The sequence below is a fragment of the Enterobacter sichuanensis genome (assembly GCF_002939185.1).
Taxonomy (GTDB): Bacteria; Pseudomonadota; Gammaproteobacteria; order Enterobacterales; family Enterobacteriaceae; genus Enterobacter; species Enterobacter sichuanensis.
The window spans coordinates 26,195-44,954 of record NZ_POVL01000023.1; the positions used below are offsets into that span (position 1 = coordinate 26,195).

At 55.5% G+C, this 18,760-nt stretch carries 14 protein-coding genes and 1 pseudogene; 9 read left to right on the forward strand and 6 right to left on the reverse strand.

What is annotated here, in order from left to right:
• Nucleotides 1-7: 7 nt before the first annotated feature.
• The gene (nhaB, locus tag C5687_RS12095; protein ID WP_047958930.1) at nucleotides 8-1,546 is read right to left on the reverse strand and encodes a Na(+)/H(+) antiporter NhaB; all 1,539 of its coding nucleotides are present in this window, start codon (nucleotides 1,544-1,546) and stop codon (nucleotides 8-10) included.
• Nucleotides 1,547-1,747: 201 nt separating this feature from the next.
• Here nhaB and fadR point away from each other — a divergent pair, with 201 nt between their 5' ends.
• Nucleotides 1,748-2,467: a fatty acid metabolism transcriptional regulator FadR gene (gene fadR, locus C5687_RS12100; RefSeq protein WP_025756873.1), complete on the forward strand. Its 720-nt coding sequence runs from the start codon at nucleotides 1,748-1,750 to the stop codon at nucleotides 2,465-2,467.
• Nucleotides 2,468-2,577: 110 nt separating this feature from the next.
• Here the strand turns inward: fadR and C5687_RS12105 are convergent, their stop codons facing one another.
• Entirely contained in the window at nucleotides 2,578-4,110 is a 1,533-nt protein-coding gene (locus C5687_RS12105; protein ID WP_025756872.1) for a SpoVR family protein, read from the reverse strand.
• Between the two features lie 321 nt (nucleotides 4,111-4,431).
• Here C5687_RS12105 and C5687_RS12110 point away from each other — a divergent pair, with 321 nt between their 5' ends.
• The 3 genes and pseudogenes from C5687_RS12110 to C5687_RS25375 form a co-directional block, all read left to right on the forward strand.
• Nucleotides 4,432-5,730 carry a D-amino acid dehydrogenase gene (locus C5687_RS12110; RefSeq protein ID WP_104557002.1) on the forward strand — a complete coding sequence of 433 codons (1,299 nt, stop codon included), beginning with the start codon at nucleotides 4,432-4,434 and terminating at the stop codon, nucleotides 5,728-5,730.
• Between the two features lie 9 nt (nucleotides 5,731-5,739).
• The gene (dadX, locus tag C5687_RS12115; protein ID WP_025756870.1) at nucleotides 5,740-6,810 is read left to right on the forward strand and encodes a catabolic alanine racemase DadX; all 1,071 of its coding nucleotides are present in this window, start codon (nucleotides 5,740-5,742) and stop codon (nucleotides 6,808-6,810) included.
• Nucleotide 6,811: 1 nt separating this feature from the next.
• Nucleotides 6,812-6,964: pseudogene (locus C5687_RS25375) on the forward strand (hypothetical protein); the annotation flags it as partial.
• Here the strand turns inward: C5687_RS25375 and C5687_RS12120 are convergent.
• Entirely contained in the window at nucleotides 6,902-8,635 is a 1,734-nt protein-coding gene (locus C5687_RS12120) for a potassium/proton antiporter (RefSeq protein WP_104557003.1), read from the reverse strand. The pseudogene C5687_RS25375 and the gene C5687_RS12120 sit on opposite strands and share 63 nt — an antisense overlap.
• A 97-nt stretch (nucleotides 8,636-8,732) precedes the next feature.
• Nucleotides 8,733-9,647 (reverse strand): muramoyltetrapeptide carboxypeptidase, encoded by a 915-nt coding sequence (gene ldcA, locus C5687_RS12125; protein WP_104557004.1) that lies wholly within the window; start codon nucleotides 9,645-9,647, stop codon nucleotides 8,733-8,735.
• A 106-nt stretch (nucleotides 9,648-9,753) separates the two neighbouring features.
• Here ldcA and emtA point away from each other — a divergent pair, with 106 nt between their 5' ends.
• Nucleotides 9,754-10,365: a membrane-bound lytic murein transglycosylase EmtA gene (gene emtA / locus C5687_RS12130; RefSeq protein WP_025756867.1), complete on the forward strand. Its 612-nt coding sequence runs from the start codon at nucleotides 9,754-9,756 to the stop codon at nucleotides 10,363-10,365.
• A 38-nt stretch (nucleotides 10,366-10,403) separates the two neighbouring features.
• On the opposite strand, the gene ycgR is transcribed toward emtA, so the two are convergent.
• Nucleotides 10,404-11,135 (reverse strand): flagellar brake protein YcgR, encoded by a 732-nt coding sequence (gene ycgR / locus C5687_RS12135; protein WP_025756866.1) that lies wholly within the window; start codon nucleotides 11,133-11,135, stop codon nucleotides 10,404-10,406.
• Nucleotides 11,136-11,341: 206 nt separating this feature from the next.
• Here ycgR and C5687_RS12140 point away from each other — a divergent pair, with 206 nt between their 5' ends.
• A complete protein-coding gene (locus C5687_RS12140; protein ID WP_008502662.1) occupies nucleotides 11,342-11,596 on the forward strand; it encodes a GlsB/YeaQ/YmgE family stress response membrane protein in 255 nt (84 codons plus the stop codon).
• 113 nt (nucleotides 11,597-11,709) lie between these two features.
• The gene (locus tag C5687_RS12145) at nucleotides 11,710-13,812 is read left to right on the forward strand and encodes a TonB-dependent siderophore receptor (RefSeq protein WP_104557005.1); all 2,103 of its coding nucleotides are present in this window, start codon (nucleotides 11,710-11,712) and stop codon (nucleotides 13,810-13,812) included.
• Nucleotides 13,813-13,873: 61 nt separating this feature from the next.
• On the opposite strand, the gene C5687_RS12150 is transcribed toward C5687_RS12145, so the two are convergent.
• On the reverse strand, nucleotides 13,874-15,559 hold the full coding sequence (locus C5687_RS12150; protein ID WP_104557006.1) for an alpha,alpha-trehalase: 1,686 nt from the start codon (nucleotides 15,557-15,559) through the stop codon (nucleotides 13,874-13,876).
• Between the two features lie 366 nt (nucleotides 15,560-15,925).
• Between C5687_RS12150 and C5687_RS12160 the strand changes: the two genes are divergently transcribed.
• Together C5687_RS12160 and C5687_RS12165 are read left to right on the forward strand one after the other, a co-directional pair.
• Nucleotides 15,926-17,284: a glycoside-pentoside-hexuronide (GPH):cation symporter gene (locus C5687_RS12160; protein ID WP_059386819.1), complete on the forward strand. Its 1,359-nt coding sequence runs from the start codon at nucleotides 15,926-15,928 to the stop codon at nucleotides 17,282-17,284.
• 94 nt (nucleotides 17,285-17,378) lie between these two features.
• The gene (locus C5687_RS12165; protein ID WP_104557008.1) at nucleotides 17,379-18,758 is read left to right on the forward strand and encodes a carbohydrate porin; all 1,380 of its coding nucleotides are present in this window, start codon (nucleotides 17,379-17,381) and stop codon (nucleotides 18,756-18,758) included.
• Nucleotides 18,759-18,760: the final 2 nt, after the last annotated feature.

An 18,760-nucleotide genomic window follows, 5' to 3' on the forward strand; every position in this document is an offset into this window, starting at 1 on the left:
ACCTGTTTTACTGCGCCGCAAGTATACCCGCTTGTATCATCCACTGCGTACAGGGAATGAGGGTAATTTTGACACAAAGCAATCCCACGAACGTGAGCACCAGCGTATAGGGCAGCGCCATCCATACCATCCTGCCATAAGAAAGCCGTATGAGTGGCGCGAGGGCAGAGGTCAACAGGAACAGGAAAGCGGCCTGGCCATTGGGCGTTGCCACCGACGGCAGGTTGGTGCCAGTATTGATCGCCACGGCCAGCAGCTCAAACTGACCGGCGCTGATGACGCCTTGCTCCATGGCGGCTTTGGCTTCGTTGATGTAGACCGTCCCGACAAAGACGTTATCGGAGATCGACGAGAGCAGGCCATTAAACAGATAAAACAGCGAGAGCTGCGCGTCCGGTGCGGCCTGTAAAACAAAGGCTATAATCGGCGCGAACAGGTGCTGGTCGATAATCACCGCCACGACGGCGAAGAATACCGCCAGCAGGGCGGTAAACGGCAAGGCTTCGGTAAAGGCTTTACCGATGGCATGTTCATCGGTCACGCCGGTAAAGGTGGTGGCGAGAATAATGACCGACAGGCCAATCAGTCCCACTTCGGCAAGATGGAGCGCCAGCGCCGCAATCAGCCAGACGCCGATAATCCCTTGGGCAATCAGACGCAGCGTCTCCTGGCGCGTCCGCTGGCTTCGGCTCTGAAGATCGAATTTATGCAGCTCCTGGCGCACCGGCTCCGGGAGTTGCGCCCCATAACCAAAGAGGCGAAATTTCTCCACCAGCAGACAGGTCGCCAGACCGCAGAAAAGCACCGGTACGCTCACCGGTGCCATTCTCAGGAAGAAATCGCCGAAGTGCCAGCCTGCCGCTTTGGCAATGATCAGGTTTTGCGGCTCACCCACCATCGTCATAACGCCCCCCAGGGCGGTACCGACGCCGGCATGCATCATCAGGCTGCGCAGGAAGGCGCGAAACTGTTCCAGGACTTCACGGTTATGCGCTTCGACGTGGCTGTCATCCTGCAGATCCTCGCCCGGACGAGATGAAGCGACACGGTGATAGATTCCGTAGAATCCCACCGCGACGCTTATCACCACCGCGACAACCGTCAGCGCGTCCAGGAAGGCTGACAGGAAGGCAGCCGCCAGGCAAAACGCCAGCGAGAGGAACATTTTCGACGGAATGCTGAGCAGCAGACGCGTGAAGATAAACAGCAGCAGCTGTTTCATAAAGTAGATGCCCGCCACCATAAACATCAGCAGCAGAAGCACTTCAAGATTTGACGCCAGCTCCGCTTTGACGTGCTCCGCGCGGGTCATGCCGATAACCACGGCTTCAAACGCCAGCAAGCCGCCGGGCAACAGAGGATAACATTTCAGCGCCATCGCCAGGGTGAAGATAAATTCCGCCACCAGCAGCCACCCGGCAACGAACGGGTTCACATAAAAGAGGAGAGGGTTAACAACCAGGAACACCAGAAGTATCAGTTTGTACCAGTCAGGAGACTGGCCTAAAAAATTGCGCCACAGTGCGCGACCAAAAGAAATTTCCACGACAGACGTCCTTCCCCGTCAAGTAAGACAAAACATCAGTATACGCAAAAATCACGGCCCGGACGCGGATCAGCGCGCATTGTAAATTTCACAAAAATGAAACGGTGATCCCTCTTTTCTCTCGTTGCCGCGCTACCTGCCACTGCGTGCCTCTGGTATGATGAGTCCAATTTGCTAAAGCTGTGTAATGGAAATCTCACTATGGTCATTAAGGCGCAGAGCCCGGCGGGTTTCGCGGAAGAGTACATCATTGAAAGCATCTGGAATAATCGTTTCCCTGCGGGGTCCATTCTTCCTGCTGAACGCGAACTCTCTGAACTGATTGGCGTCACTCGCACCACGCTGCGTGAAGTGCTCCAGCGGCTGGCGCGCGATGGCTGGTTGACGATCCAGCACGGTAAGCCAACAAAAGTAAACAATTTCTGGGAAACCTCCGGGCTGAATATTCTTGAAACGCTGGCGCGCCTCGATCATGAAAGCGTGCCGCAGCTCATTGATAATCTGCTCTCCGTTCGCACCAACATCGCGACGATCTTTATTCGCACGGCTTTTCGTCAGCACCCGGACGATGCCCTTGCGGTGCTGGCCAGCGCGAACGAGGTGGAAGATCACGCCGACGCGTTTGCCACCCTCGATTACAACGTGTTTCGCGGTCTGGCGTTCGCCTCCGGCAACCCGGTATACGGTCTTATCCTTAACGGTATGAAAGGGCTCTATACCCGCATCGGCCGCCACTACTTTGCCAACCCTGAGGCACGTAGCCTGGCGCTGGGTTTCTACCATAAACTGAGCAAGCTCTGTTCCGAAGGCCTGCACGATCAGGTTTATGAAACGGTGCGTCGCTACGGCCACGATTCCGGTGAAATCTGGCACCGGATGCAGAAAACCCTGCCGGGTGATTTAGCGATTCAGAGCCGCTGAAATAAAAAACCTCTCGTATGAGAGGTTTTTTTTCGCCCGGTGGCGCTTCGCTTACCGGGCCTACAAAACCCGTAGGCCGGGTAAGGCGTAGCCGCCACCCGGCAAAAAAACTACAGCGTATTCAACCGCGCCGGGCAACGCTCCAGCAGCTCGACGCTCCCGTCTTCATTCTGCTGCTCCAGCAGCACGTCGAAGCCCCACAGGCGATGCACATGCTTCAGCACCTCTTTGCGCCCTTTATCCAGCGGCGCGCGATTGTGCGGAATATAGCGTAGCGTCAGGGAACGGTCACCGCGCAAATCCACATTCCATACCTGAATATTCGGTTCAAGGTTGCTCAGGTTGTACTGAGAAGAGAGGCGAGAGCGGATCTCCCGGTAACCCTCTTCGTTGTGGATCGCTGAAATCTCCAGGTAGTTGTTACGGTCATCATCCAGCACGGTGAAGAAGCGGAAATCACGCATGATCTTCGGCGACATAAACTGGCTGATAAAGCTCTCATCCTTAAAGTCACGCATCGCAAAATGCAGCGTTTCCAGCCAGTCAGAGCCGGCGATATCCGGGAACCAGTACTTGTCTTCTTCGGTTGGCGACTGACAAATACGTTTAATGTCCTGGAACATGGCAAAACCAAGCGCATACGGGTTGATACCGCTATACCATGGGCTGTTATAGGGCGGCTGGAACACCACGTTGGTGTGGCTGTGGAGGAATTCCATCATAAACCGCTCGGTGACTTTTCCCTCGTCGTAAAGATGGTTGAGAATGGTGTAGTGCCAGAATGTCGCCCAGCCTTCGTTCATCACCTGGGTCTGCTTTTGCGGGTAGAAATACTGGCTCACCTTGCGCACGATGCGCAGGATCTCACGCTGCCACGACTCCAGCAGCGGGGCGTTCTTCTCCATAAAATAGAGCAGGTTTTCCTGCGGTTCAGACGGATAACGACGCGCTTCGGCGACCGCTTTCTCCTCCTCACGCTTCGGCAGGGTACGCCACAGCATATTCACCTGGCTTTGCAGATACTCTTCGCGGCTTTTCTGCCGGGCTTTCTCCTCCTGCAGGGAGATTTTCTGCGGGCGTTTGTAGCGGTCAACGCCGTAGTTCATCAGCGCGTGGCAAGAGTCGAGCAGTTTTTCCACTTCGTCCACGCCGTAGCGCTCTTCGCAGTCGGTAATGTATTTACGCGCGAAGATGAGGTAATCGACGATGGAGCTGGCGTCCGTCCAGCTGCGGAACAGGTAGTTGTTCTTGAAAAAAGAGTTATGCCCGTAGCAGGCGTGTGCCATCACCAGTGCCTGCATGGTAATGGTGTTCTCTTCCATTAAATAGGCGATACACGGATTGGAGTTTATAACAATCTCATACGCCAGCCCCTGCTGGCCATGCTTATACAGCCGCTCCGTTTCAATGAATTTTTTACCGAACGACCAGTGCGGATAGTTAATTGGCATCCCGACGCTGGAGTAGGCGTCCATCATCTGTTCGGACGTAATGACTTCAATCTGATGGGGATAGGTATCCAGGCGATACAGCTTCGCGACCCGGTCGATTTCGGCGAGGTAGACATCCAGCAGCTCGAAGGTCCAGTCGGGTCCATCGCTCAGACGTGTGTTGTCCTTGTTCAGGGAATCAATAGTAGCCATTAGCGCGCCCTCGTTGTGGGTGCTCTCTCTGTCTGGAGAGCCTCCTTTCAAGCATAGATCAACGTGTTAAAAAGCGTGCTGGGGCAGAAATTTTTTCTTTGCGATTTCGCGTTTTTGATACGGCAAAAAAACGGTATCTCTCAGCATATTATGCTGGCTAAAAATAACGCGCAGCAGGAGATCCCAAATTAGCCCTATCCCCTGATGCTGGGGGATGTGTGAGGCAAGTCACCATAAAAAAGTCGTATGTTGAATAATATTTTCAACTAGGTTATCAATCTGTAATTAGAAGATTGTTCTTTTGCGCATAATGGAGTGGCTATGCATGTTGTCATACTGGGAAGTGGTGTCGTTGGGGTAACCAGCGCCTGGTATTTAAGTCAGGCGGGACATGACGTCACCGTTATCGATCGTGAGCCAGGCCCTGCGCTGGAAACCAGCGCGGCGAACGCCGGGCAAATCTCCCCGGGCTATGCGGCGCCGTGGGCGGCTCCGGGTGTTCCGCTGAAAGCGATTAAATGGATGTTCCAGCGCCATGCGCCGCTGGCCATCAGCCTTGACGGCACGCAGTTCCAGCTCAAGTGGATGTGGCAGATGCTGCGCAACTGCGACACCCGCCACTATATGGAGAACAAAGGGCGCATGGTGCGCCTGGCGGAATACAGCCGCGACTGCCTGAAAGCGCTGCGCGCATCGACCGGGATCGAGTATGAAGGTCGACAGGGCGGGACGCTGCAGCTGTTCCGCACGGCGCAACAGTACGAAAATGCGACCCGTGACATCGCCGTGCTGGAAGATGCCGGCGTACCGTATCAGCTGCTGGAAGCCAGCCAGCTCGGACAGGTTGAACCGGCCCTGGCGGAAGTGGCGCATAAACTGACGGGCGGTCTGCGTCTGCCGAATGACGAAACCGGTGACTGCCAGCTCTTTACGCAGCGTCTGGCGCAAATGTGCGAGCAGGCGGGTGTGAAATTCCGCTTCAACACCTCTGTCGACAAACTGCTGTCGGAAGGGGAAAAAATTTATGGCGTGAAGTGTGGTGAAGAGGTGATCAAAGCCGATGCCTACGTCATGGCGTTTGGCTCGTACTCCACCGCGATGCTGAAAGGCATTCTCGATATTCCGGTTTATCCGCTGAAGGGCTACTCGCTGACCATTCCGGTGAAAGAGGAGAGCGGGGCGCCGGTGTCGACCATTCTGGATGAGACCTACAAAATTGCCATTACCCGCTTTGATAACCGCATCCGCGTAGGCGGCATGGCGGAGATTGTCGGCTTTAACACCGAACTGCTGCAGCCGCGCCGTGAGACGCTGGAGATGGTGGTGGGCGATCTCTTCCCGCGCGGCGGTTTTGTTGAGCAGGCAACCTTCTGGACCGGTCTGCGTCCAATGACGCCAGATGGCACGCCGATAGTCGGACGCACGCCATACAAAAACCTGTGGACCAATACCGGACACGGTACGCTTGGCTGGACGATGGCCTGTGGCTCGGGCCAGCTGCTGAGCGATCTGATCTCCGGGCGCACGCCGGCAATTCCGTTTGACGATTTAAGTGCAGCACGCTATCAGTCGGGGTTTACGCCTTCGCGTCCACAGCACCTGCACGGCGCGCATAACTAAGGAGCTGTCATGTCCCGTCCTGTTCTCGCTCAGCTGAACCTGCAGGCCCTGAAGGATAACCTGCAGATTGTTCGCCGGGCAGCACCTGGCGCCCGCGTGTGGTCGGTGGTGAAAGCCAATGCCTACGGCCACGGCATTGACCGTATCTGGAGCGCGCTGAGCGCCACCGACGGCTTCGCGTTACTGAATCTGGAAGAGGCCATTCTGCTGCGCGAGCGCGGCTGGAAAGGGCCCATTCTGCTGCTGGAGGGGTTCTTCCATGCCGACGACCTGCCGCTGCTGGATAAGTACCGGCTGACCACCAGCGTTCACAGCAACTGGCAGATTAAGGCGATTCAGGATGCGAAGCTCCATGCGCCGCTGGATATTTATCTCAAGGTGAACAGCGGCATGAACCGCCTGGGCTTCCAGCCTGAGCGGGTACATACCGTCTGGCAGCAGCTGCGCGCCCTGAAGAACGTGGGTGAAATGACGCTGATGGCCCATTTTGCCGATGCGGAAAAACCGGACGGCATTGCTGATGCCATGGTCCGTATTGAGCAGGCTGCAGAGGGGCTGGACTGCCCGCGCTCGCTGTCAAACTCCGCAGCGACCCTGTGGCATCCTGAGGCGCATTACAACTGGGTGCGTCCGGGGATCGTACTGTACGGCGCATCGCCCTCGGGCCAGTGGCAGGATATCGCCAACAGCGGCCTGAAGCCGGTGATGACGTTGCGCAGTGAAATCATTGGCGTACAGACGCTGAAGGCCGGCGACACGGTGGGCTACGGCAGCCGCTACCGGGCGACGGGTGAGCAGCGGATTGGTATTGTGGCAGGCGGCTATGCTGACGGCTACCCGCGCATCGCCCCGACCGGGACGCCGGTATGGGTGGATGGCGTCCGCACGGGAACGGTGGGCACCGTATCGATGGATATGCTGGCCGTTGACCTGACGCCATGCCCGCAGGCGGGCATCGGTTCACCGGTCGAGCTGTGGGGTAACGAAATCAAAATTGATGACGTGGCCGCCGCGGCGGGGACGGTAGGGTATGAACTGATGTGCGCGCTGGCACCGAGAGTGCCTGTTGTGACGGTGTAACTTGAGTTCGCCGGGTGGCGCTAACGCTTACCCGGCCTACGTTCGAGGGTTTTGTAGGCGGGTAAGGCGAAGCCGTCACCCGGCAAAAAAACTACTCCACGTCCTCTTCCCTCGGCCTCAAGCCGACTTTCCGTACCGCGTTATCTTCTTTTTCGGCAACTGTCCAGATCATCCCGGCAAACTCCACCTGGTCACCCACTACCGGGGCCGCGCCAAGCCGCTGCTGGATGATTTCGCCCAGCGTTTGCTGGTTATCACCGTCTTCAGCCCCCTCATCCAGACCGTAAATCAGGGCCACATCCGCAAATTTGGCGCTGGCTTCCAGAATAAAATCGCCGAAGAAACGCTGGTCCAGCGCCACCGGCGGCGACTGGCTGAACAGCTTGCCCAGCGCGGGCAGGTCGCGCTCGCGGCCTATCACGCACAGAATGTCCCCTTCGCGCAGACGGGTGCTGCCGGTCGGGTGCAGCAGGACATTATCGCGGAACAGGGCGGCAATCCGCGTGTCGGCGGGCATGTGCAAATCGCGCAGTGAGGCACCCACGCACCATTTGTCGGCGCTGAGCTGATAGACAAACTGTTCCCACGGGTTTTCCGGGTGGATGTCCAGCCCGACGCGGGACACCGGCCAGCCCACCGGCGGTACCACCACTTTGGCTTTTTTCGCCGCCCACCCGAGGGACGTTCCCTGGAAGAGCAGCGAAATCAGCACCACGAAGAACGCCACGTTAAAGAACAGCCGGGCGTTATCCAGACCGGCCATCATCGGGAAGACGGCAAGGATAATCGGCACCGCGCCGCGCAGGCCCACCCAGCTGATAAAGACGCGCTCGCGCATGTTGAAGCCGCGAAACGGCAGCAGCCCCGCAAACACCGACAGCGGACGGGCGAAGAAGATCATCCACGCCGACAACAGCAGCGCAGGAATGGCGATGGGAAGCAGGTCCGAGGGCGTCACCAGAAGCCCCAGCACCAGGAACATGCCGATCTGCGCCAGCCAGGCCAGTCCGTCGAAGTTTTGCAAAATGGCATGACGGTTGCGGATAGGGCGGTTGCCCATCAGGAACCCGCACAGATAAACGGCGAGAATGCCGCTACCGTCCAGCGCTGTGGTGACGGCGAAAATAAGAATGCCGCCGCTCAGCGCCAGCAGCGGATAGAGTCCCAGCGGCAGCGATATGCGGTTGATGGTCTGCTGTAACAGATACCCTCCCGCCAGGCCGATGAGTATCCCCAGGCCGAACTGCTGCAGGATATGCCACGCAAACATCCAGCTCAGCCCGCTTTCGTGCTGCTGAATCATCTCGATAAGCGTGATGGTGAGAAACACCGCCATCGGATCGTTACTGCCGGATTCAATCTCAAGCGTGGAGCCCACGCGTTCGTTAAGTCCTTTACCACCGAGCAGGGAGAACACGGCTGCCGCATCGGTTGAGCCGACGATAGCGCCAATCAACAGTCCTTCCATGATATTGAGATGGAAAAGCCAGGCGGCCATCATCCCGGTGAGGCCTGAGGTTATCAACACGCCGACGGTTGCCAGCGACAGTGCAGGTCCTAAGGCCACGCGGAAGGAGCTCGCCTGGGTGCGCATCCCGCCGTCAAGCAGGATCACGGCCAGTGCGAGGTTACTCACCATATAGGCGAAAGGGTAGTTATCGAAAGGAATACCGCCGATGCCATCAATGCCAGCCAGCATGCCGATGGCAAGGAAAATAACAAGAATAGGTATGCCGAGACGCGATGAAAATGAACTTAATAAAATACTGCTGGTTACAAGGACCGAACCCAGAATGAAAAGACTGATTATCGCTGCGGCATCCAATGTTCTCTTACTCCCACCTCAATGTTAACGCTGTTACTAAAACCCTAACATATTAACCACGGCAACAGCGTTTTATTAAGCGGGTTTGACGGCTTTTTTATGCCTTTATGACAGGATGGCCGCTGAGGGTGAGCCGGCTGCCCGAATCATTATGAATCAGGGAGGCGTGCGCCCCCAGCGGCAGGGTGACGGTTTGCTGCTCATGACCGAAATCCAGCCCGGTAATGACCGGAATATCCAGCCGCGAGCGAACAAAGTCGATCATGGTCTCAAGGGTGTAACCCGCGTCATAATCATTAGGCGCAGCGCCGCTAAAGCTGCCCAGAATAATGGCGGACTGGCGCTCAAGAATACCGGCATGATAAAGCTGCAACAGCATGCGCTCGACGCGGAACGGATGTTCGTTGATATCTTCCAGCACCAGAATGCCATCCTCGATGTGCGGCAGCCACGGCGTGCCAATGAGCGAGACCAGCATCGCCAGATTGCCGCCCCAGAGCTGGCCTTCACACTCCCAGTGCGGCCCATTGCCTTGCCACTCCACGCTGTAGGTCGAATTGCGCAGCGCGCGCCAGAAATGGTCCATGGTAAACGCATCCAGCTCCGGCGCACCGACGTTACCGGCCAGCATCGGGCCGCTGAAGGTAATGACGTTATGCAGCGCCAGCAGCCCAAGCTGGATGACGGTGAAATCGCTGTGGCCGCAGATCAGCAGCGGATCCTGCTGCTGACGCTGCGCCAGGCCCTGCCAGTCAATACTCTCCAGCAGACGGCTCGCGCCATATCCGCCGCGTACCGCCAGAACGATCTGGTTTGCACCCTTCAGGTTCACCAGGCTGTTGATATCATTCAGCCTCTGCGCCTCCGTGCCGGCAAAACGCTGCTGGCGGCGGGGGATAATCGTCTGATTTTCTACCTGATGGCCGGACGCCAGCAAACGCTGAACGCCCCGCTGTGCCGCGTCCTGGTTAATGCAGTAGCCGGATGGCGCGATGAGATGAAACTGAGACATGGCAATTCCTTGCTGAATGAGAAACTAATTGTCTATATCATGCCGCTTATACGCTGCCTGCTTCAAGGGCGGCGCACCGCGATGACCGGCTATAAGGATAGATGACGTGAAATTAAGATGGTTTGCTTTTTTGATTGTGTTGCTCGCTGGCTGTAGTTCAAAGCATGATTATCAAAATCCGCCGTGGAACCCGGAAGTGCCGGTGAAGCGGGCGATGCAGTGGATGCCGATCAGTGAACAAGCCGGGAAGGCCTGGGGCGTCAGCCCGCGTCTGATCACGGCGATTATTGCGGTGGAGTCCGGCGGTAACCCCACGCTTGTCAGCAAGTCCAACGCGGTAGGGCTGATGCAGCTTAAAGCGTCAACGGCGGGGAGAGAAGTGTACCGCTATATGGGCTGGAGCGGCCAGCCGTCAACCAGCGAGCTGAAGAACCCGGAGCGCAACATTTCAATGGGCACAGCCTATCTGAGCATTATGGAACATGGCGTGCTGAAGGGCATTGAGGATCCGGATGTGATGCAGTACGCGCTGGTGGTTTCTTACGTCAACGGTGCCGGCGCGTTGCTCAGGACCTTCTCATCAGACCGAAAAGAGGCGATAGAAGAGATTAACGGCATGGACAAAGACGAATTCTTTGAGCATGTGGTGAAAAATCACCCGGCACCACAGGCGCCTCGTTATATCTGGAAAGTACAGAAAGCGATGGATGCCATGTAATGCCGCAGACGGGCGGCGGTCACGCTGCCCGATTTTCCTTACAGAATTTTATTGGCGCGCTCCCGCGCCTCTCGCTCCAGCGAGTAGATAATGCGCTGCAGCTCACGCTCTGCACCGGGGCCGACGTTGAGGAAACGGAAACTCAGACGCGGAGTGGTGATGGTTTCATTTTTGCTGTCCACAACGGTGCGATCGCTGATAGCAATCAACTGCGCGTCGAAATAAAAGCGACCCCAGCCACCCATATCCAGTTCGATTTGTGTAAACCGCATGCCTTCTACCAGTCCGTCAGGTTTCGGCGTATCCATCAGTGCGCCCATACCGCCGAGCGACAGATCGAAGAGACGGAAGCGGATCTCTTTTTTGTCCGGCATTTTGGCCTTACAAAAATAGGCGGGATGAAGCGGGGCGTTGATGCGGAAATATTCACGACGCTGAACAAACCAGAGATTGGAGGGAAGCGGGGTCACAAAGGCCGGAAGTCCCTGGTATTCGCGCAGTTCCAGTCGCGACAGGACAAACTCCACTTTAGCTCCCTGGGTTTCGGCCATCACCGCGAGATTCTCCGCTTTCAGCGCCGCACGGTTTTCATACTCCTGACTGCCTAAATCAATCACCAGCCGCTCCTGCGAGGCGTCCAGGATCTTGCTGATGAACTGATTATTCGACCAGCTGATGCGCAGCGGCACTTCGCCTTTTTGCAGGTCGCGTAATACCCCTAATACAGCCAGCGGATTTTGCTTGAGGAACTGCTCACTGTAATGACTCACGCCGGATGGCTCCTTGATAAATGACAGACTGTCTTAGCGTTATCGGCACGCTGCAATGAAACTTAATACAAACCGGTGAGTTTTTTTTCGGCTTACGCAAAGATAAGTCGGTGAGATGAAAATGGTTTTCTGGCGATGACCTATACTTAAGTTAGCTGCGCAGAAGGTTTTCTGCGCATGCGTTAAACCTGCAAGAGGGCATCGCTATGGGTATCATCGCCTGGATTATCTTCGGTCTTATTGCTGGCGCTATCGCGAAATTGATCATGCCGGGAAACGACGGCGGCGGCTTTATTTTGACCTGCGTACTCGGGGTCGTTGGTGCGGTTGTGGGCGGCTGGCTGGCGACGATGTTTGGCTTTGGCGGCAACATAAGTGGTTTTGACCTGCACAGTTTTCTGGTCGCTGTTGTGGGCGCCATTGTGGTGCTGGGCATATTCAGGTTACTGCGACGAGCATAAATTAACGGAAACGGCTCTCTGCGGAGGGCCGTTTTTTTTGCCTGAATATTGATTTGTTAATCTAAATGATAATAATTGTCGTTCCGAATTGCATTCAAGAACAAGACGACATTATGCATACCTCACGTTTTACGCTATGCGCCCTGGCAGGCGCTATCACGCTGGCATTACAGGTTCAGGCGTTTGCCGAAGAATCAACCATCGTCGTCACGGGCTCAGAGCAGGGCAGCGCGCTGCCGGCCTGGACAAACAGCGCCACGAAATCGGCCGTGGCAGAAAGTAAAACGCCGCAGGTCATCACGACCCTCTCTGCCCCGGAAATTGAAAAGCGTCACGCGAATTCGGTGAATGAAATTCTGCGCTATGCGCCGGGCGTCTCGACGGAGGTGCGGGGGAATACCTCCTATTTGAGCGAATATAAAATTCGTGGCTTTACCGTCGACCAGGAGTTCTACAACGGGCTGCAGTTGCCCTACAACGTGACCGGCAATACCCAGGCCCGTATCGATCCGCTGTTGATTGACAGCGTGGATATCTTGAAAGGCCCTTCATCGGTGCTCTACGGCGGCGCCTCGCCGGGCGGGCTGGTGAATATTCAAAGTAAAAAGCCGCAGCGGGAGGCCCGAACCGAGTTCGGCTTCAACACCGGCAACCGCAATCTGAAAGAGGGTTATCTTGACTCAACCGGGCAGATTGCCGGCAGCGACTGGAACTACCGACTGCTGGGCAAAGCGACGGAAAATGACGATCAGCCGCACACCACCCGCTATGAAAACTACCTCGTTGCCCCGTCTGTCACCTGGCAGCCCGACAGCAAAACCCGCCTTACCGTGGATGCGCTGGCGCAGAACAGCCCAGGTCTGACCCCATCGAACCCGCTGCCGCTCTCTTACCTGCGCTCGAAATACGCGGGCAAGCGCGATTACGCCGGCGATGAGTGGAGCGGGTTTAAGCAGCGGCAGTGGATGCTGGGCTACAGCTTTGAACACGCGTTTGACAGCGGCTGGGGCTTTAACCAGAAGGCACGCTATTTCGACGTCGACACGCATCAACGCAGCGTCTATGCAACGGGCACGGGAAGCGAGGTCTATCAGCTCAACCGCTTTGCCTATACCACGGATGAAGATCTGCAAAGCTTCAACATCGATAACCAGGTCACTAAAACCGTGGCGCTGGGCGACTGGGAACATCACCTGCTGGCCGGGTTTGACTATCAGAAGCTGAACTCCCACTTCCACTACCGGTATGCGACGGCCACGCCGGGTATCGATATGCGCGATCCTGACTATTCGCAGATCCATGAAAACGCGCTGGGGCTTTATACCGCCCAGAAAAACCGTCTGAGCTATCAGCAGAATGGCTATTACCTGCAGGATCAGGTCGCGTTTGGCGGCTTAAATCTGCTGGCCAGCCTGCGCTACGATGATTATCGCTCCGTTACCACCAATTACCTGCAGAACGGCGACAAGGCATGGGTATCCCAGGATCGCGTCACTAAACGTCTGGGCGCGCTTTACGCTTTCGATAACGGGATTTCACCGTTTATCAGCTATTCCGAAGGCTTTGCGCCGGTGTCGCCGAAGGGAACGCTCACGGCGAAAGAGGTGAAACCGACCACCAGCAAACAGGTGGAAGGTGGGGTGAAATACCTGCTGGCCGATTATGCCACCACCCTGACGGCGTCGGTGTTTAACATCCGTCAGAAAAATGTCGTCACCTCCGATCCGGGGTTCCTGAATTACAGCCAGACCGGTGAGGTGGAATCCAAAGGGGCAGAGCTCTCGGTCGTCAGCCGTCCGACGGATAATCTGACGCTGATTGCCAACTATGCTTACACCCACGCAATCAATACCGAAGATGATAAATACCAGGGCAAACGCCCGACGCAGGTGCCGGAGAATGCCTTTAACCTCTGGGGAGATTACACCTTTGAAAACACGCCGCTGAAAGGGCTGATGCTGGGTGCGGGGGCGCGTTACACTGGCTCCATGGAGATTTCGCCAGCTAACGATGCGGGTAAACTGGGCGGGACCACGCAGTACGATCTGTCGGCCTCTTACCGGATGGGCGAAATCCTGCCGTCGCTTGCGGGGCTAACGCTTAAAGCCAGCGCGCAGAACATCACCAACAAAGAGACGCTCACCTGTTACGACGCAACAAACTGCTGGATTGGGCGTGACCGGACGTATCAGTTAGGGGCGAGTTACAGTTTCTGAGCAAAGCCCTTTGAGGGCAAAATGTAGGCCGGGCGGCGTAGCCGCCACCCGGCAAGACACGTTACTGCGCCGTAGCTTTTGCTGGCGCAACCTCGTCATTCGCTGCAGACCGGTTCTCCGGCACGCTGTCGCACGGTTTCTCTTTCAGGCATACCAGGTCCAGCATCTTCAGCGTCACGCCGTTGCTCCAGCCGAAGCCATCCTGAAGCGGATACTCTCCACCGCCGCCGCCAGTACCGGTGGTCGACACGTCATACTTCTCGACCAGTTTCTTTTCGCGGTCGTACGTATGCTGAACGTTCTTCAGGAAGCGCCAGGTCACGTCCATCGCGACCTTATCTTGTCCGTAATTCTGCAATCCTTCCGTGGCCACCCACTGTAGCGGAGCCCAGCCGTTCGGTGCATCCCACTGCTGGCCGCTGTTGACGGTGGTGGTCGCAATCCCGCCCGGTTGTAACAGGCGCGATGAGGTTGCCGCTGCGACTTTATCGGCACGATCCTGCGCCGCGGCCTTCACATAAAGCGGGAACAGGGCCGCGGCGGTGAGCTGATTACGTACCTTCTTGCTCTTCAGATCGTAATCAGCGTACCAGCCCTCTTTATCATTCCACAGGTGGCTCTCGATGGCTTTCTGGCGTGCCGTTGCCAGCGCCTCATATTTGCTTGCGCTGGCGGCATCGCCACTCTCCTGGCTTGCCCGGGCCAGCAGTTTTTCCATTTTGAACATCAGGGCGTTCAGATCCACGGGCACGATGCTGGTGGTCCGGATAGTGGCGAGCTTTTGCGGGTCATCCATCCAGCGGGAGCTAAAGTCCCAGCCCGAGGCCGCAGCGGAACGCAAATCACGGTAGATCTCGGTCGCAGGACGGTTCGGGTTACTTTTGGCGGTATTCACATCATCAAGCCAGGATTCCGGGCGCGGCGTATCGCGGTCATCCCAGTAGCGATTGAGGATAGCGCCATCATCCAGCTTCACCACGCGTTTGTTGGCTTGCCCGGGTTGCAGGGCGTCGACGCCATCCATCCAGTAGGCATACTCTTTTTCCATCTGCGGACGATATTTCTTCAGCGCATCGCTGTCGTGGGTCGCCAGCAGTTCAACCATCAGCGAGAAGAACGGCGGCTGGGAGCGGCTCAGGTAATAGCTGCGGTTGCCGTTGGGAATATGCCCGAAGGTGTCAATTTCATACGCAAAGTTGTCCACCATATCGCTGATTTTGTCCCAGTGGTCGCTCTCCGCCAGGCCTAGCATGGTGAAATAGCTGTCCCAGTAGTAGACCTCACGGAAACGTCCGCCAGGCACAACGTACGGCTTCGGTAACGGCAGAAGGGAATCCCATTTATTGCTGGCTTTGTCGGTGGTACGCGTCAGCACCGGCCAGAGATCGTCAATGTGCTCACGTAAACTTTGTCCTGCGGGCGGAACATATTTTTCTCCTTCACCCGGCAGCGTAAAGTTCACCTCGACGAAATGGCGTAAGTCAAACCCGGACTGACGACGTTGCATACGGTAGTCGGCAAGGATTGTCAGGGGATCGCTGTTTGGCACCGCGTCGGCAAAGGTTTTTTGATCGGGAAAGAGTTTGGCGCTCTGAACATCACTGAAGAGGGGCCCGAGCAAAATATCCGGTGAATTCGTCTGGCCTGCGTTCATCTCTTCCGCGTAGCCAGAAGCGGCCACCGCGAGCAGCGCACTGCCCAGAACCACAGGTAAGAGGCGAGGGCGCAGCTTTTGAGGGATTATCATTGGTGCTTCTCCTTATTTCACTGAGCAGCAGTTACGCTGTCATCAATCACCAGAAAACCTTAGTCGAATATGCCGCGCTTCGCGTGCCGAACATCGCATTTTGTACAAATCCAGACTATTTACCGTTGCGTTTCACGCGCGGTATGACGCGCTGGAATATTGATTTTGTGAATATCTAACGGCAAAGAAAATAAAGTGCGATCCGTTGCACAGAATGTGCCCGACGAACGCTTTCTTTTAATTATCACGATCACATAAAGCAAAAAACATAAGTTCGAGGTGAAAAAACATAATGGATCGCCGCATGGCTCTCAGGCGAAATTGTCGCTACGAAAGAAACCGGTTTCATAAATGAGGAGTCACGCGATGTCAATTGCAGAGAAAATTCCGGTCAAAGAGAAAATAGGCTATAGCCTGGGCGATGCAGCGAGTCATATAGTATTTGACTCATCGGTGGCCATTCTGGCGTATTACTATACGGATATCTATGGATTACCCCCGGCCGTCATGGGAACCATGTTTCTTCTGGTGCGTTTATTAGATGCGATTACCGACCCGATTATGGGCGCAATTGCTGATGCAACCTCCACGCGCTGGGGCCGTTTTCGTCCCTGGCTGTTGGCAATATGCGTTCCTTTTGCGGTGAGTTGCGTGCTGGTTTATTCCATTCCGGATTTTACCGAAACCGGAAAAATTTATTATGCCGTCGGCGCATATATATTTATGACCCTGATGTATACCGCCATTAATATCCCGTATTGCTCCCTGGGGGCGGCGCTAACGTCCGACCCACGCGAAAACCTCTCTTTGCAGTCCTGGCGTTTTGCCATCACCCCGATTGGCGGTGCGCTTGGCACCGCCCTCATTCTGCCCCTGGCTGATTACCTCTACCCGGGCGACAGAGCAACAGGTATTCAGGTGGCGATGGCGCTCTTCGGCGCGATCGGCTGCCTGATGTTTATTGTCTGTTTTGTCACCACCAAAGAGCGGGTGCAGCCCATCAAAGAGGAGAATCTCAACATTGCCCGTGACGTTAAGATCCTCTTTCGTAACGATCAGTGGCGTATTCTCTCCATCTACAACTTTATGATGCTGGTAGCGGTGGTGATCCGCGGTGGCGCGGTGGTCTATTACGTCAATACCGTCCTGAACAAAGGGGCAGACATCATCTCGTACTTTATGCTGGGTGGGATGCTGGCTTCGATGTTGGGCTCCGTACTGGCACAGCCGTTTGGCACCCGTTTTTGCAAGGTCAAACTCTCGTTCTGGATCAATATTCTGAATGCGGCGTTAGGCGTGGCCTGTTTCTGGCTGCCGCTGGAATTTTGGGTTATTCCCTTAATTGCCCACATTCTTATTCAGATTGTACAGGGCGGTAATGGCGCGCTGCAGTGGTCGATGATCACCGATGCAAATAATTACGGTGAATGGAAAACTCAGCGTCGAATTACAGGTATGAATGTTGCGGCCAATATATTCGTCATTAAATTAGGTGTGGCGGTCGGCGGTGCTATTCTGGGCTGGGTACTGGCCTGGTACAATTATGAATCCAGCAGCACGGTACAATCGGAATCCGCCGTTCAGGGCGTCATTCTGCTGTTTACCTTGATTCCCTCTCTCTTTTATTTACTCACTGCTTTCTCCATTAAGTTTTATAAATTAACGGAAAACGTCATGAATGGCGTGGTGAATGATTTAAATAAAGGCGAATTCGCTAACTCTTAATGCTTTCAGTAGTAAGCCGATAATTCATGCGAATTATCGGTGAGGTTCTCTGTGTCCGTCAGGAAATAATGATTAACTCACGAGGATGGAGTCGATGAAAGTGAAAACCCTTGCACTCATTGTCAGTGCGTTTTGTACTACCGGAGCAATGGCAGCAAACGATACCCAGCGTCTGGAAGATAAACTGGCGCAACTGGAGGCGCGTCTCGAAAAGGCCGAAAGCCGGGCGGCAAAGGCGGAGGCACAAATTCAGGTGCTGGAAAAACAGCAGCAGACGGTCGCCGTCGCAAATCCGGTTGTGGTGGAAGCGACGGAGCCTGCGACAGCACAAGCGGCACCGAAGCTGACGTTATCCGGCTACGGTGATATTAAGTTTTATGGCGACGTTGAATTCAATATGGACGCAGCCAGCAAGACCGGCAGTTTAACTTCCATGAAAACGACGGCCAACAAAGACTGGGCGCCCGGCAGCCATGAACGCTGGGATATTAACGGGCGTCTGCTGTTAGGTTTTGACGGCTATAAACGGATGGCAAACGGCAATTTCGCCGGCTTCTCCGTGCAGCCGCTGGCTGACTTAACGGGCAAAATGAACCTCGATGATGCCGTTTTCTTCTTTGGCACAGAAAACGACTGGAAGGTGAAAGTGGGCCGCTTCGAAGCGTATGACATGTTCCCGCTTAATCAAGATACCTTCGTTGAATATTCCGGCAACACCGCCAACGATCTCTACAGCGATGGCTACGGCTACATCTACATGATGAAAGAGGGGCGCGGGCGTAGCGACAGCGGCGGTAACTTCCTGCTCAGCAAAACGCTGGGTAACTGGTATCTCGAGGTAAACACCCTGCTGGAAGATGGCAGTTCACTGTTTGTGGACCAGCAGTATCACGGTGTGGACCTGGATAACGATAAAAACGTCGCCTATGTCCGGCCGGTCATTGCCTGGCAGGAAGGGAACTTCTCGACGGCCATCGCGATGGAGAGCAACCTCGTCAACAACGCCTATCGCTACCGTGATGCGTCAGGAAAATGGATAGACCAGTCTGACCGCACCGGCTACGGTTTCACCATGACGTGGAACGGGCAAAAAACCGATCCGGATGACGGGATCGTGGCGAACCTGAATACCGCCTACATGGATGCCACAGATGAGACGGATTTCACCGCGGGTGTGAATGGCTTATGGCGCAATTTCGAACTGGGCTATATCTACGCGCATAACCAGATCGACAATTTCAACACCGCAAACTTCGACGCGGACTGCGACAGCGACTGCTGGGTGACCGATCCCGGGGATTATGATATTCACACCATTCATGCGTCATACCTGATCCCTAACGTGATGCAGATGAAGAATTTCAACATCTATCTTGGCGCGTATGCTTCCTGGGTGGAAGCACATCCGAACGATGGCGATGACCGAAGCGACGATCGCTACGGCGGACGCGTGCGCTTTAAATACTATTTCTGATG